At 61.9% G+C, this 13,485-nt stretch carries 11 protein-coding genes and 1 tRNA gene; 4 read left to right on the top strand and 8 right to left on the bottom strand.

Annotated elements, in window-relative coordinates; all coding sequences use genetic code 11:
- Positions 1-225: 225 nt before the first annotated feature.
- Both ACEN2R_RS01275 and ACEN2R_RS01270 read left to right on the top strand, forming a co-directional pair.
- Positions 226-1,500 (top strand): ROK family protein, encoded by a 1,275-nt coding sequence (locus ACEN2R_RS01275; RefSeq protein WP_442039457.1) that lies wholly within the window; start codon positions 226-228, stop codon positions 1,498-1,500.
- Positions 1,497-3,029 (top strand): CRTAC1 family protein, encoded by a 1,533-nt coding sequence (locus tag ACEN2R_RS01270; RefSeq protein ID WP_442038410.1) that lies wholly within the window; start codon positions 1,497-1,499, stop codon positions 3,027-3,029. The genes ACEN2R_RS01275 and ACEN2R_RS01270 overlap by 4 nt, the downstream gene beginning before the upstream one ends.
- Here the strand turns inward: ACEN2R_RS01270 and ACEN2R_RS01265 are convergent, their stop codons facing one another.
- The 3 genes from ACEN2R_RS01265 to ACEN2R_RS01255 form a co-directional block, all read right to left on the bottom strand.
- Complete coding sequence (locus tag ACEN2R_RS01265; RefSeq protein ID WP_442038408.1) at positions 3,030-4,361, bottom strand: cytochrome-c peroxidase; 1,332 nt, start codon at positions 4,359-4,361, stop codon at positions 3,030-3,032.
- A 92-nt stretch (positions 4,362-4,453) separates the two neighbouring features.
- A tRNA-Ala gene (locus ACEN2R_RS01260) sits at positions 4,454-4,529 on the bottom strand.
- Between the two features lie 94 nt (positions 4,530-4,623).
- Positions 4,624-4,956, bottom strand: coding sequence for an FYDLN acid domain-containing protein (locus ACEN2R_RS01255; RefSeq protein ID WP_442038406.1), 333 nt, complete (start codon positions 4,954-4,956; stop codon positions 4,624-4,626).
- Between the two features lie 169 nt (positions 4,957-5,125).
- Between ACEN2R_RS01255 and ACEN2R_RS01250 the strand changes: the two genes are divergently transcribed.
- Both ACEN2R_RS01250 and ACEN2R_RS01245 read left to right on the top strand, forming a co-directional pair.
- Positions 5,126-5,818, top strand: a complete 693-nt coding sequence (locus ACEN2R_RS01250; RefSeq protein ID WP_442038404.1) for a M48 family metallopeptidase — start codon at positions 5,126-5,128, stop codon at positions 5,816-5,818.
- 33 nt (positions 5,819-5,851) lie between these two features.
- On the top strand, positions 5,852-6,502 hold the full coding sequence (locus ACEN2R_RS01245; RefSeq protein WP_442038402.1) for a GntR family transcriptional regulator: 651 nt from the start codon (positions 5,852-5,854) through the stop codon (positions 6,500-6,502).
- A gap of 80 nt (positions 6,503-6,582) precedes the next feature.
- On the opposite strand, the gene lpdA is transcribed toward ACEN2R_RS01245, so the two are convergent.
- The 5 genes from lpdA to ACEN2R_RS01220 all read right to left on the bottom strand — a co-directional run bounded on the left by lpdA (position 6,583) and on the right by ACEN2R_RS01220 (position 13,483).
- A complete protein-coding gene (gene lpdA, locus ACEN2R_RS01240; RefSeq protein ID WP_442038400.1) occupies positions 6,583-7,971 on the bottom strand; it encodes a dihydrolipoyl dehydrogenase in 1,389 nt (462 codons plus the stop codon).
- 73 nt (positions 7,972-8,044) lie between these two features.
- Positions 8,045-8,440, bottom strand: coding sequence for an MAPEG family protein (locus ACEN2R_RS01235; protein WP_442038398.1), 396 nt, complete (start codon positions 8,438-8,440; stop codon positions 8,045-8,047).
- A 77-nt stretch (positions 8,441-8,517) separates the two neighbouring features.
- Complete coding sequence (odhB, locus tag ACEN2R_RS01230; protein ID WP_442038396.1) at positions 8,518-10,008, bottom strand: 2-oxoglutarate dehydrogenase complex dihydrolipoyllysine-residue succinyltransferase; 1,491 nt, start codon at positions 10,006-10,008, stop codon at positions 8,518-8,520.
- A gap of 5 nt (positions 10,009-10,013) precedes the next feature.
- The gene (locus ACEN2R_RS01225) at positions 10,014-12,968 is read right to left on the bottom strand and encodes a 2-oxoglutarate dehydrogenase E1 component (protein WP_442038394.1); all 2,955 of its coding nucleotides are present in this window, start codon (positions 12,966-12,968) and stop codon (positions 10,014-10,016) included.
- Positions 12,965-13,483 carry a DUF805 domain-containing protein gene (locus tag ACEN2R_RS01220; protein ID WP_442038392.1) on the bottom strand — a complete coding sequence of 173 codons (519 nt, stop codon included), beginning with the start codon at positions 13,481-13,483 and terminating at the stop codon, positions 12,965-12,967. The genes ACEN2R_RS01225 and ACEN2R_RS01220 overlap by 4 nt, the downstream gene beginning before the upstream one ends.
- Between the last annotated feature and the right edge of the window lie 2 nt (positions 13,484-13,485).

The following is a 13,485-nucleotide window of genomic DNA, read 5'->3' as shown; positions in this document are numbered from 1 at the left end:
ATCCTCCCAGTGTTTTTCGGGCTCCTCAGACCGAAACGGCGATTTTCGCCATGCAGAAGAGAATGTCCTTAATTAATTTAGTTGTCAAAATTATTTTTATGGAAAAAGCTGTTAATTATCGCATATCATGCGCCCATGCCAATCTTTGCGCAACTAATTGGCAGATCAAGGATCGCCTGGGAGGGTTTAAGTTTGGAAGCTGAAGCAATTGTTTCGGGCCGCCCGATGGCCGATCCCGGCGAATCAGACGCTGGCAAGGGCTGTGGCCCGCTGATAACCACATCATCCGACGCACAACGCCCGATTCGCCAGCAAATTTTCGAACATGTTCGCGCAGCTGGTCTGATCCCCCGTGTCGACGTGGCGCGCGACCTGCGCGTCAGCGCGGGCACGGTGACGACGCTGACCTCTTCGTTGATTGATGCCGGCCTGCTGGAGGAAGTGGCAGGACAGCCGCGCGACGGCGATGCGGGGCGGGGGCGTCCTCCGGTCGCATTGGGGGTGCGCGGCGCGGCGCACTATGTTCTTGGCGCAAAGCTGAGCGATCATTCGCACACCGCCGTTATTCTTGATTTCGCGGGCAACCGCGTGGCCGACGCCAGCTTTCCGCATCGTCTTGGCCCGGTGTCACTGGGGGATATTCTTGACGACACAGAACGATTGATCGCGGCGGTTTTGGGGAAGGCGGGACTGGCGCTGTCGGACCTGTCTGCGGTCGGGTTGGGTGTGCCCGGTTTCGTCGAGAGCGCTTCGGGACGTGTGTTGTGGTCGCCGGTTTTTCTGGAACGCGATGTCGCCTTGCGGGACGAGGCCGCCAAACGGCTTGGACTGCCGGTGTATATCGACAACGACGCCAATCTGGTAACACTGGCTGAATTGTGGTTTGGCGGCGGCAGGCATCTGTCCGATTTCGCCGTTGTGACCATCGAACACGGCATTGGTATGGGGCTGGTGCTGAACCACCGTCTGTTTCGTGGCGGTCAGGGGCTTGGCACGGAACTGGGCCATATCAAGGTGCAGATGGACGGGGCATTGTGCCGCTGCGGGCAGCGCGGCTGCCTGGAGGCCTATGTGTCGGATTATGCGCTGGTCCGCGAGGCATCGACCGCGTTGAACTGGACCAGTGGCGAGGGGCAATCGGCGCAGGTCATGCTGGAAAGCCTGTTCGACCATGCCAAGGCAGGCAATCAGGCGGCGCGGTCGATTTTTCACCGCGCGGGGCGATACCTTGCCGTGGGGCTGGCCAATATCATCAACCTGTTCGACCCGAATCTGATTATTCTGTCTGGCGAGCGTATGCGATTCGATTATCTTTACGCAGAAGAGGTGCTGGAGGAAATGAACCGCATGACACTGAACATCGACCGCCCGCGTCCCCGTATCGAAATCAACGCCTGGGGCGATCTGGTCTGGGCGCAGGGGGCGGCGGCGCTGGCGTTGTCTGAACTGACGGATAGTGTTCTGGGGGCGGGCGCGGCGACCGAGGGGGCTGTGAAATGATCCGGCTGGCCGTGTGTTTCGCGTTGACCGCAGGGCAGGCTGCTGCGGATGTGAAATTTGAAAGTCGGGCCATGGCCGTGCCGGACCACATGTATTCGGGCGCTTGGGAGCATTTCGTTGGTGGCGGCGTTGCTGTGATGGACTGCAACGCCGACGGCCTGCCCGATGCCTATCTTGCGGGTGGGGCGTCGCCTGCGGCGCTTTGGGTCAATACGTCGGCGCGGGGGGGCGCGGTGTCTTTTGCCGCTGCGGCCTCGTCAACAGACCTGACGGGCGTGACGGGGGCCTATCCGCTGGATATCGACGGCGATGGCTGGCTTGATCTGGTGGTGCTGCGGGTCGGGGAAAACCGGGTATTCAAAGGCGGGCCGGATTGTTCGTTCAGCGACGCGGGGGCGGAATGGGGTTTCCAGAACAGTGACCGATGGAGCACATCCCTGTCCGCCACATGGGAACGCTCTGAAAAATGGCCGACAATTGCGATCGGCAACTATGTCGACCGGACCAACCCCGACGGGCCATTCGGCACCTGTGACGTGAATGAAATCCACCGTCCCGTAGGCCGCGCATTCGGTCGGAAGCTGGACCTGTCCCCCGGTTATTGCGCCCTGTCGATGCTGTTTTCCGACTGGTCCCGCAGCGGCCAGCGAGATTTGCGCATTTCCAATGACCGCCACTACTACTTGCGGGGCGGGTCGGAACAAATGTGGCGCACGACACAGAACCGCTTTCTGGGCGAAGCCGACGGCTGGAACCGGATTTCGATCTGGGGCATGGGGATTGCCTCGGAAGACATCAGCGGCGATGGGCGCCCCGACGTTGTGCTGACCTCTATGGGCGATCAGTTGCTGCAATACAGTGTCGCGGGCGGCACATTCGAGGCCGCGCCGTTTTCTGTCGGCACCTATGCGCAGCGTCCGTTCATCGGCGATGATGGAAGGCCGTCCACCGGGTGGCACGCCGAATTCGGCGATGTTGACAATGACGGGCGAGAGGATTTGTTCATCGCCAAGGGCAATGTCGATCAAATGCCGTCAAATGCGATTCACGACCCCAACAACCTGTTGATGCAGGGGGCGGACGGCACCTTTGTCGAAACGGCAGACAAGGCCGGTGTCGCGACGATGGAGCGAAGCCGTGGTGCCAGTCTTGTGGATTTCAACGGCGATGGCCTGTTGGACCTGATTGTTACCAACCGTCGGGCCGCAGCAGAGGTTTACCAGAACGTCAGCACAAACACGGGGCGTTGGCTTGGCGTGGATGTGCAGCAGGATGGCGGGAACCGGCGGGCCGTTGGCGCATGGGTAGAACTGCGCGGGCAGGACGGCAAAATCCGCGCGCGCGAGGTGACGGTCGGCGGTGGCCATGCGGGGGGCAAGACTGTGCCGCTGCACTTTGGTCTGGGCCAGGCGGACAGCGCAGAGGTGCGGGTCATCTGGCCCGACGGCATCACGGGGGATTGGGGTGCTGTTCCGGCGGGCAAGGTTTCGAATATCGCGCGCACCGGCAACGCCGAGATTGCGCACTGACTATCGGTCCAGCGGCAGGCCGCTTGGAACGGTTTCGGGGATGCCATACCGGCCTGCCAGCGCGACGGGGTCTGTCAGGGCGTCCAGAAACGCGATGATCCGGTCAATGTCTGCATCGTCCAGCGCCACGGGGGCCAAGGTGACCGCAGCGGCGATCGCCTCGGGTTCGCCGGTGGTATCCTGCACCCATGTGTCCACGGCGCTGCCCAGTTCCGGCAGTGTCGCATTGGCGGTGGTATAGGCGGTCAGCCCTGCCACCGGATCAATGTGCTGGCGCAGAAACGCGCGCAGGTCTGAATAGGCGCCCGCATGCCCCCAAGGCCCGGTTTTCACGACATTGCGCAGGCTGGGTGTGCGGAAGGCATAGGCGTCCCGGTCCTGTCCGGTGACCCGCATCCGCCCGACATCGCGGTGGTGGTTCTCGAACCGCTCTGCCTTGCCGGGCCCGATTTGCGGCTGGCCCATGGCGTGAAAGCCGTGATCGGTCTGGAACGGGCCGCTGTGGCAGGTGCTGCACCCCGCCTCCCCAAAGAACAGCGCCTGCCCTTTGGCGGCGTCGCCTGTCAGCGGCGCCACACCGCGCAGCGCGGCGTCGAACGGGCTGCTGTCGGACCGCCATTCAAAGCCGATAAAGGCCGCGATGGCGTTGGATATGTCGGTGAAGGCAATTGCGCGCCCTGCTGCGATCTCTGGATTGATTGCATTGAACCGGGACTGGTAGGCGGGCAGGGCGGCCACGCGCCTCGCGATGATATCCCACCCGCCACCGGCGCCGGTGATTCGCCCCTGACGCACCGCCTTTGCCACATCGTTTTCGCTGTAGTGGCCGGCCATTTCATCGGGCGACAGGACGGGAAACATCGTTTGCGCCGACAGGACATTGGCAAATCCCTGCGTCATCTCGTCGTCAAGCGGTGTGCGGATGCCAGAGGGGCGTGTTGCGTCGGCGCCTAGTCGGCCATCGTGGAACATCGTGGTGAATTGCTGGGCGCCAAGGTTGAACAGGGCGGGTGCGTTGCGCGGGATGCGCTGCTCTGGCAGGTTCGCAGGGTCGGGGCGGCGTTCCGGCCCAAGGCCGATGCCGCCTTCGCCCAATGACAGCGATACACCGTCCCCGGTGCCGAACCGGGGGTGATGGCATGTCGCGCAGGAAATATTGCGGTTTCCCGAAAGGACCGGATCCCAGAACAACAGCTGCCCCAACCGCGCCTCGTTCAGGTCGACGGCCCTGTAAAGCGCGTCGGTGACCGGAGCGGGCACGGCGGTATCCGCCAGCACCGGAAAGGACGGGATCGCAATGGCGAAGAGCATAAGCTGGAGCGCGTGTTTCATACCCATTTCTTGCTTAGTGCAACGCATGCGGCAAGAAGAAAAACAAACCAAGGCCGGTTTCGCGCCAAGGATCGTTCATTGATATAAGGAATTGGTGGAGCCTAGGGGGATCGAACCCCTGACCTCTTGCATGCCATGCAAGCGCTCTCCCAGCTGAGCTAAGGCCCCAATCACTGACCCGAAGGTCTGGCGTGCGTGCTATCTAGGGAAGCGCGGGGATCAGTTCAAGCGAAAAATCCCCGCGTTCGTCTTATCTTGTAACTTAGTCGTCGTCGTTGGTTACAACGTCGGCGATTTCGTCCAGCGACACATCCTCGTCGTCGTCATCTTCCAGGATGTCGTCGTCCAGATCCACGTCTGCATCGTCGTCGTCATCCAACACGACGACATCATCGGTGTCGTCGTCATCCTTGACCACAACGGTTTTCGGATCGGCCTTGTCGGCAACCATGGTCCGGCTTTTGCTGGATGTCAGGCTTTCGACCGAGAACGTGTTCGCACACGACGGGCAGGTCATCGGATCATTGCGCAAGTCGTAGAAACGAGTGGCGCAGCTCGGGCAAACGCGTTTAACGCCCCATTCTTCTTTGGGCATGAATTTCCCCTTTAAATTTCGGTTCTGTTCGAGAGTCGCAGCCAACTGCCACATAGGGCGAAGGGTGTCAAAGGCTTTTGGACCCTTTGGCACACCTGTTACGATTTGGCCGTGAAACATGTGACCGTCCAGACTATATTGCGCGCAGGCAGTCAAGGACAGAACACACATGGGGCACGCTATCCTTCCCGGCATCCCGCCGATCGAAATTACCTTGCGGCGTTCGGCAAGCACCCGCCGCCTGTCGCTGCGGGTGTCGCGGCTTGACGGGCGCGTGACGCTGTCCTTGCCCAGTTGGACGGCCGAGGCAGAGGCGATGGCGTTCGTCCGCGAGAAAGAGGCGTGGATCAGGCGCAATTTGGCAGTGCAACCGCAAGAGGCGCGTGCCGAGATCGGGGGCAGCGTGCTGTTCGAGGGGCGTGAGCTGCCGATTGTGCCGGGCCGCGTGCGGGCCGCGCGGCTTGAGCAGGACAGCCTGATCGTGCCCGAGGCCGCGCATCTCGTGCAAGCGCGAGTGGGTGCCTTTTTGAAACTTACGGCGCGCAATCGGCTGCGCGCGGCATCTGACCATTATGCGGGGCTGTTGGGGCGGCCCTATGGCACCCTGACAATCCGCGACACGCGGTCGCGCTGGGGGTCGTGTTCGTCCGAAGGCAACCTGATGTATTCATGGCGTCTGGTGATGGCACCGCCTGCCGTGCTGGATTATGTCGCCGCGCACGAGGTCGCGCATCTGGCCGAAATGAACCATTCGCCGGCTTTCTGGGCCGTGGTGACGCGGTTGATGCCCGACTATCAACGGCATCGTGGCTGGTTGCGGACACATGGCGCGTCCCTGCACCGTTACCAGTTCGGCGATTGACCTTGGCCCCGGTTTTGTGATCACAGTGGGACCATGTTGATACAACCCCGCCCCATCGACCAGACAAGCGCCGCCCACGAGCGGATCTACCGCACCCTGCGGGCCCAGATCATGCACGGGGAACTGTCCCCCGGTGTGTCATTGACGCTGCGCGGCATCGGCAAGCAGTTCGACCTGTCGATGACCCCCGCGCGCGAGGCGGTGCGGCGGCTGGTGGCCGAAGGGGCGCTGACACTGTCCTCATCGGGTCGGGTCTCGACGCCGGAACTCTCGAACGAGCGCATCGAGGAACTGGCCGCCCTGCGCGCCCTGCTGGAGCCGGAACTGGCATCCCGGGCGCTGCCGCGTGCGCATATGGCGCTGATCGAGCGGTTGCAGACGATCAACGCAGGCATCGCCGAAATGGTCGCGAAACAGGACGCCGCAGGATACATCCGCACCAATCTGGAATTCCACCGCACCCTGTATCTGCGGGCGCAAGCGCCTGCGATGCTGGCCATGGCGGAAACGGTCTGGTTGCAGATGGGGCCGACGATGTGCGCGCTTTACGGGCGGTTGCGGCGCACCGATCCGCCGCACAATCACCGCCTGATCATCGCCGCGCTAAAGGCGGGCGATGAGCCGGGATTGCGATTGGCCGTGCGCACGGATGTGACGCAGGGCTTGCGGATGCTGGCCAGCTAAGAGGCTGGAACCAAAGACGGAAGTGGCCCACACGAACGCCGTATGGGCCACTTTGTTCTCTAAATACTCATGTCACCCCGTCAGGCGTGGATCGCACCGTCACCGCAGGCCAGCGCGGCCTCGCGCACGGCTTCCGAATAGGTCGGGTGGGCGTGGCAGGTACGGGCCAGATCCTCGGCGGCCGCACCGAATTCCATGGCGACACAGACCTCGTGGATCAGATCGCCCGCCATCGGGCCGATGATATGCGCCCCAAGAATGCGGTCCGTGGCCTTGTCCGCCAGAATCTTGACAAAGCCGTCACCGGCGAAATTGGCCTTGGCGCGCCCGTTGCCCATAAAGGAAAACTTGCCGACCTTATAGGCGATGCCCTGCTCCTTCAGCTGCTCTTCGGTCTGGCCGACAGAGGCGCATTCGGGGTGGGTGTAGATCACGCCGGGGATGATGCCGTAGTTCACATGGCCCGCTTGCCCTGCAAGGATTTCGGCAATGGCCATGCCTTCATCTTCGGCTTTGTGGGCCAGCATCGGGCCGTCGATCGCGTCGCCGATGGCATAGATGCCCTTGATATTGGTGGCGTAATGGCCGTCGGTCTTGACCTGACCCCGCGGGGACATCTCGACGCCCAGTGCATCGAGGCCCAGACCGTCGGTGAAGGGTTTGCGGCCCGTGGCGACCAGAACGGTGTCGCAGTCCAGCTCGTGCTCGCTGTCGTCCTTGCGCAGTTTGTAGTGGACTTTTGCCTTGGATTTCGAGGCGTCAACCGATTGCACCGCCGCGCCAAGGATAAAGTTAAGTCCCTGTTTTGTAAGTGTTCTTTGGAACGTCTTGGCAAGATCCTTGTCAAGGCCGGGGGTGATGTGGTCAAGGAATTCGACCACCGTGACCTCGGCCCCCAGACGGGCATAGACAGACCCCATTTCAAGCCCGATTACGCCGGCGCCGATGACGACCAACTTCTTCGGGATCTTGCCCAGCTCCAGCGCGCCGGTAGAGGTGACAACGGTTTTCTCGTCGACCTCGACGCCCTTCAGCGTGGCGGATTCAGAGCCGGTGGCGATGATGATATGCTTGGCGTCATAGACCGTATCGCCGACCTTGACCTTGCCCGCTTCGGGGATGGTGGCCCAGCCTTTGATCCAGTCTACCTTGTTCTTTTTGAACAGGAATTCGATGCCTTTGGTGTTCTGGCCGATGACATCGTCCTTATAGGCCTTCATCGCGGTCCAGTCGACCGACGGCGACTTGCCCTTCAGGCCCATGGCGCTGAAGTTATGTTCTGCCTCGTGCAGCATGTGGGTGGCATGCAGCAGCGCCTTGGACGGGATGCAGCCCACGTTCAGGCAGGTGCCGCCCAGCGTGTCGCGCCCCTCGACGCAGGCGGTTTTCAGGCCCAGTTGCGCACAGCGGATGGCCGAGACATAGCCGCCGGGGCCGGAACCGATGATGATGACGTCATAGCTGGACATTGGGGTCTCCTGATTGAATTGGGCGATGCAGAACCGATGCACACAGCATGCACAAAGGATGCAGACGGGATACTTATAGCAAAGCGGCGATCAGCATGGAAACGGTGGCCAGAAAACCGGCGAACCAGATGACCGACCGCCAGGGCCGCCAGCCAAAGGCATAGGCCGGAATATAGGCCACGCGGGCGGCAAGGTAGACCCATGCGCAGACGGCGGTAAAGGGGGTGGCCTGACCGCCAAGAGTGACGACAAGGACGGCGAGGGTGAACAGGATCAGCCCCTCGAAGTGGTTGGCGAAGGCGCGGTGCAGTCGCCCGGTGACCGGGCGCATGTCGCGTGTCGGCTCTCTGTCGCGGGCGGAGGACGTGTAGCCGGTGCCAAGGTCGATATTGGCGGGCACGGCCATCAGCACGAACTGGATGGATTGAAGCAGACCGGCGAGGGTGAGGACGGTGAGTTCGGGGGTCATGGCGCGCCTTTGGACGAAGAGTAACCGCGGCCACCCCCCTGCCGCAATGGCGCAAGGGGGTGGCCGCCAACCTGTTTTTACAGATCCATCAACAGCCGGCGCGGATCCTCGAGCGCCTCTTTGACGCGGACGAGGAAGGTCACGGCGCCTTTGCCGTCGACAACGCGGTGGTCATAGGACAGCGCCAGATACATCATCGGGCGGATCACGACCTGACCGTTGATCGCCATCGGGCGGTCCTGGATCTTGTGCATGCCCAGAATGCCGGACTGCGGGGGGTTCAGGATGGGCGAGGACATCAGCGAGCCGTAGACGCCGCCGTTCGAGATGGTGAACGAGCCGCCCTGCATGTCGGCCATCGACAGCTTGCCATCGCGGGCGCGGGCGCCCAGCACGGCGATGGCTTTCTCGATCTGGGCAAAGCCCATCTGGTCGGCGTTGCGGACAACGGGAACGACCAGACCGGTGGGCGTGCCGGCGGCGATGCCCATGTGGACGTAGTTTTTATAGACCACATCGGTGCCGTCGATTTCTGCGTTGACCTCTGGCACTTCTTTCAGGGCATGCACGCAAGCTTTTGTGAAGAAGGACATAAAGCCCAGTTTGACGCCGTGTTTTTTCAGGAACAGGTCTTTGTATTCGTCGCGCAGTTCCATAACGGCGGTCATGTCGACCTCGTTATAGGTGGTCAGCATGGCGGCGGTGTTCTGGCTGTCCTTGAGGCGGCGGGCGATGGTCTGGCGCAGGCGCGTCATCTTCACCCGCTCTTCGCGGCTGGCATCATCGGCCGAGACCGGACCACGGGGCGCTGCGGCCAGAGGTGCGGGGGCCGTGGCGGCTTTGGTGCCGGCGGCCAGCGCCTTTTGCACGTCGTCCTTCATCACGCGGCCATCGCGACCGGTGGCGGTGACGTCGTCACGGCCAAGGTTGTTCTCGGCCATCAGTTTCTTGGCGGATGGTGCGTCTTCAACGTTTTTGCCCGATGCGGCTGCGGCCTTGGGGGCCTCGGTTGCGGCGGGCGCCGTGACGGCAGCGCCATCCGACGACAGCACGGCAAGCCGCGCCGAGGCGGCGACGGTGGTGCCTTCGGGCGCAAGGATTTCGACGATCACCCCCGCAGCGGGCGAGGGAACCTCTACGCTGACCTTGTCGGTTTCCAGTTCACACAGCATTTCATCCTGCGCAACGGTGTCGCCGACCTTTTTGAACCAGGTCGAGACGGTCGCCTCGGACACGGATTCGCCAAGGGTGGGGACCATGACATCGGTGGTTTTGCCGCCTTTTGCCGGTGCCGCCGCCTTTGGGGCGGGCTTGGCCGGTGCCTCTGCCGCACCTTCGGAGATCTGGGCCAGCAGCGCGTCAACGCCGACGGTTTCGCCTTCGGCGGCGACGATTTCGGACAGGACACCGGCAACGGGAGAGGGGACCTCTACCGTGACCTTGTCGGTTTCCAGCTCGCAGAGCATTTCATCGACCGCGACGGTATCGCCGGGCTTTTTGAACCACGTTGCGATGGTGGCTTCGGTGACGCTTTCGCCCAAGGTGGGGACGCGGACTTCGGTTGCCATGGTACTTACCCTTCGATTGTCAGCGCGTCGTTAATCAGCGCGGCTTGTTGTGCTTTGTGTTGGCTGGCCAGACCTGTGGCCGGAGAGGCGGCAGCGGCGCGGCCCGCATAGGATGCGCGTTTGGCTTTGCCGCCTTTGATGCGGCTGAGAACCCATTCGATATTGGGTTCCATGAAGGTCCAGCCGCCCTGATTTTTGGGTTCTTCCTGACACCAGACGACATCGGCGTCGGTGAAGCGGTTCAGTTCCTTGATCAGCGACATGGCCGGGAACGGATAGAACTGTTCCACCCGCAGCAGATAGACATCGGTGATGCCACGGGCGTCTCGTTCTTCCAGCAGGTCATAGTAGACCTTGCCAGAGCACATGACGACGCGCCTGATCTTGTCATCGGAGGCCAGTGTGGTGTCCGAATTGCCCTTTTCCGCGTCGTCCCAAAGGATGCGGTGGAACGAGCTGCCGGTGGTGAAATCCTCGAAGTTAGAGACGGCCATCTTGTGGCGCAGCAGCGATTTCGGGGTCATCAGGACCAGCGGCTTGCGGTAGCTGCGATGCAACTGGCGGCGCAGGATGTGGAAGTAGTTGGCGGGCGTGGTGCAGTTGGCAACGATCCAGTTGTCGCCGCCGCACATCGTCAGAAAGCGTTCCAGACGGGCGGAGGAGTGTTCCGGCCCCTGACCTTCGTAGCCGTGCGGCAGCAGCATCACGAGACCCGACATGCGCAGCCATTTCGCCTCGCCCGATGAGATGAACTGATCGAACATGATCTGCGCGCCGTTGGCGAAGTCGCCGAACTGCGCCTCCCACAGAACCAGGGTGTTTGGCTCTGACAGCGAGTAGCCGTATTCAAAACCGAGCACGGCATATTCCGACAACATCGAGTCGATGACCTCGTAACGGGCCTGCCCCTCGCGGATGTTGTTCAGGGGGTAGTAGCGTTCTTCGGTCGACTGGTCGATGAAGGCAGAGTGGCGGTGGCTGAACGTGCCGCGGGTGGAATCCTGACCGGACAGGCGTATTGGATAGCCTTCGAGTTCGAGAGAGCCAAAGGCCAGTGCCTCGGCTGTTGCCCAATCGAAGCCCTTGCCAGAGTTGAACATTTCGGCTTTGGTTTCCAATTGGCGGGCGACGGTTTTGTGCAGGTCGAACCCGTCGGGGGCGCGGGTCAGCGCGGTGCCGACTTCGCGCAGCGCCGCCTCTTTGACCGCAGTCTTGCCGCGCTGATATTTCTCGCCCTGCTTGTTCAGGTGCGACCAGCGGCCATCGAGCCAGTCGGCCTTGTTCGGCTTGTAGTCTTTGCCAGCCTCGAATTCCTCGTTCAGGCGGGCCTGAAACGCGGCTTTCATATCCTCGATCTCGCCCTCGGGGATCAGGCCGTCCTTGACCAAACGGTCGGTGTAAAGCTGAAGCGTGGTTTTCTGCTTTTTGATCGTTGTGTACATCAACGGGTTGGTGAACATCGGTTCGTCGCCTTCGTTGTGTCCGAAGCGGCGGTAGCAGATGATGTCCAGAACCACGTCCTTGTGGAACTTCTGGCGGAATTCGGTGGCAACGCGGGCGGCATGCACCACGGCCTCGGGGTCGTCGCCGTTGACGTGGAAGATCGGCGCCTCGACCATCAGCGCGATGTCCGTGGGGTAGGGCGACGAGCGCGAGAAATGCGGCGCGGTGGTGAAACCGATCTGGTTGTTCACCACGATGTGCATCGTGCCGCCGGTTTTATGGCCGACAAGACCGGACAGACCGAAACATTCGGCAACAACGCCCTGACCGGCAAAGGCCGCATCGCCGTGCAACAGCACGGGCAGAACGGTGGTGCGGTCGGCGTCATGGGCCTGAAACTGTTTCGCGCGGGCCTTGCCCAGAACCACGGGGTTCACGGCCTCGAGGTGGCTGGGGTTTGCGGTCAGCGACAGGTGGACGGTGTTGTCGTCGAACACCCGGTCGGACGAGGCGCCAAGGTGGTATTTCACATCGCCAGAGCCGTCGACGTCTTCGGGTTTGTAGCTGCCGCCCTGAAATTCGTTGAAAATCGCGCGGTAGGGTTTCGCCATGACGTTGGCCAGAACCGACAGGCGGCCCCGGTGTGGCATGCCGATGACGATTTCCTTGACGCCCAATGCGCCGCCCCGTTTGATCACCTGCTCCATCGCGGGGATCAGCGATTCACCGCCATCAAGGCCAAAGCGCTTTGTGCCCATGTATTTGACGTGCAGGAACTTCTCGAATCCCTCGGCCTCGACCAGTTTGTTCAGGATCGCGCGGCGACCTTCGCGGGTGAACGAGATTTCCTTGCCGTAGCCTTCGATCCGCTCTTTCAGCCAGCTGGATTGTTCGGGATCGGAAATATGCATGTATTGCAGGGCGAAGGTGCCGCAATAGGTGCGCTTTACGATGTCGATGATCTGGCGCATCGAGGCGAGTTGCAGGCCAAGCACGTTGTCGATGAAGATCGGGCGATCCATGTCGGCTTCGGTGAAGCCATAGGATTTCGGGTCAAGTTCGGGGTGCGGCGCGGTGTCGGCCAGTTTCAGCGGGTCAAGGTCGGCGGCGAGGTGGCCGCGAATCCGGTAGGCGCGGATGATCATCAGCGCGCGGATGCTGTCCAGGACGGCGCGTTTGATCTGATCGTCAGACACTTTGACACCGGCGGATTCTGCTTTGGCGGTGATCTTTTCGGCGGCTTTGGCCGGCTCTGCGGCCCATTGGCCATCCAGCGCGGCTGTCAGGTCGTCGTTCGGCGCGGGGGGCCAGTCGGCGCGCGCCCAGCTTGGGCCTGCGGCCTCGCGTTTGACATCCATATCCGCATCGCCAAGGGCGCTGAAGAACTGCTGCCACGCCTCGTCGACCGCATCGGGGTCGTTCGCGTAGCGGGCGTAAAGCTGTTCGATGTATTCCGCGTTATGCCCTTGCAGGAAGGACGAGGCGTGAAACTGGTCGTTCGCGGGATGGTCGGTCATTGGGGGACCTCGTGAGGGTTGGGACCGTAGGAGTTGGAAACGGGTTGCGAGGGGCGCGTCAGCCACCAAAGCACCAGAAAGGGAGAGAGGATGAAGACAATGACACACAGGCCAAGGACAATGGCAGTGATCCCGGACAGCGGGGCAGAGCCGATATCGGCCCCGAGACCCATCAGGCCGGCAAAGCTGCCCATGCCGATCATGACTATCATCGGGTAGAGCAGGAACAGGCCGGATTTACCTGTGTCATGCATGCGTCGCCATCCGGCAGAGATCGAGGGCAGGAAGGTGCCAAGGCCAAAGATTGCGGCAAGCGGCCCGTTCGAGCGGTATTCGAACGATCCGGGCGCGGTTTCAATGGTGGCGCTGCCGAAAACCAACGCGTCCAGAATGTTTGCCAAGATCGAGCCCAGAAAGACGAAAAGGATAAAATACCAATACTCGGGACGCGTGGCGCGCCCCGAGAAGGTGACGTATTTTCGAAAACACGTCTTTATGGCGTCGGTGAAGGACAAGG

It is taken from the genome of Pseudogemmobacter sp. W21_MBD1_M6 (genome assembly GCF_052119585.1).
In the GTDB taxonomy this organism is placed as follows: Bacteria; Pseudomonadota; Alphaproteobacteria; order Rhodobacterales; family Rhodobacteraceae; genus JBGQOJ01.
Note: the sequence above shows the minus strand (reverse complement) of the source record. Positions and strands in the feature narration are given on the sequence as shown.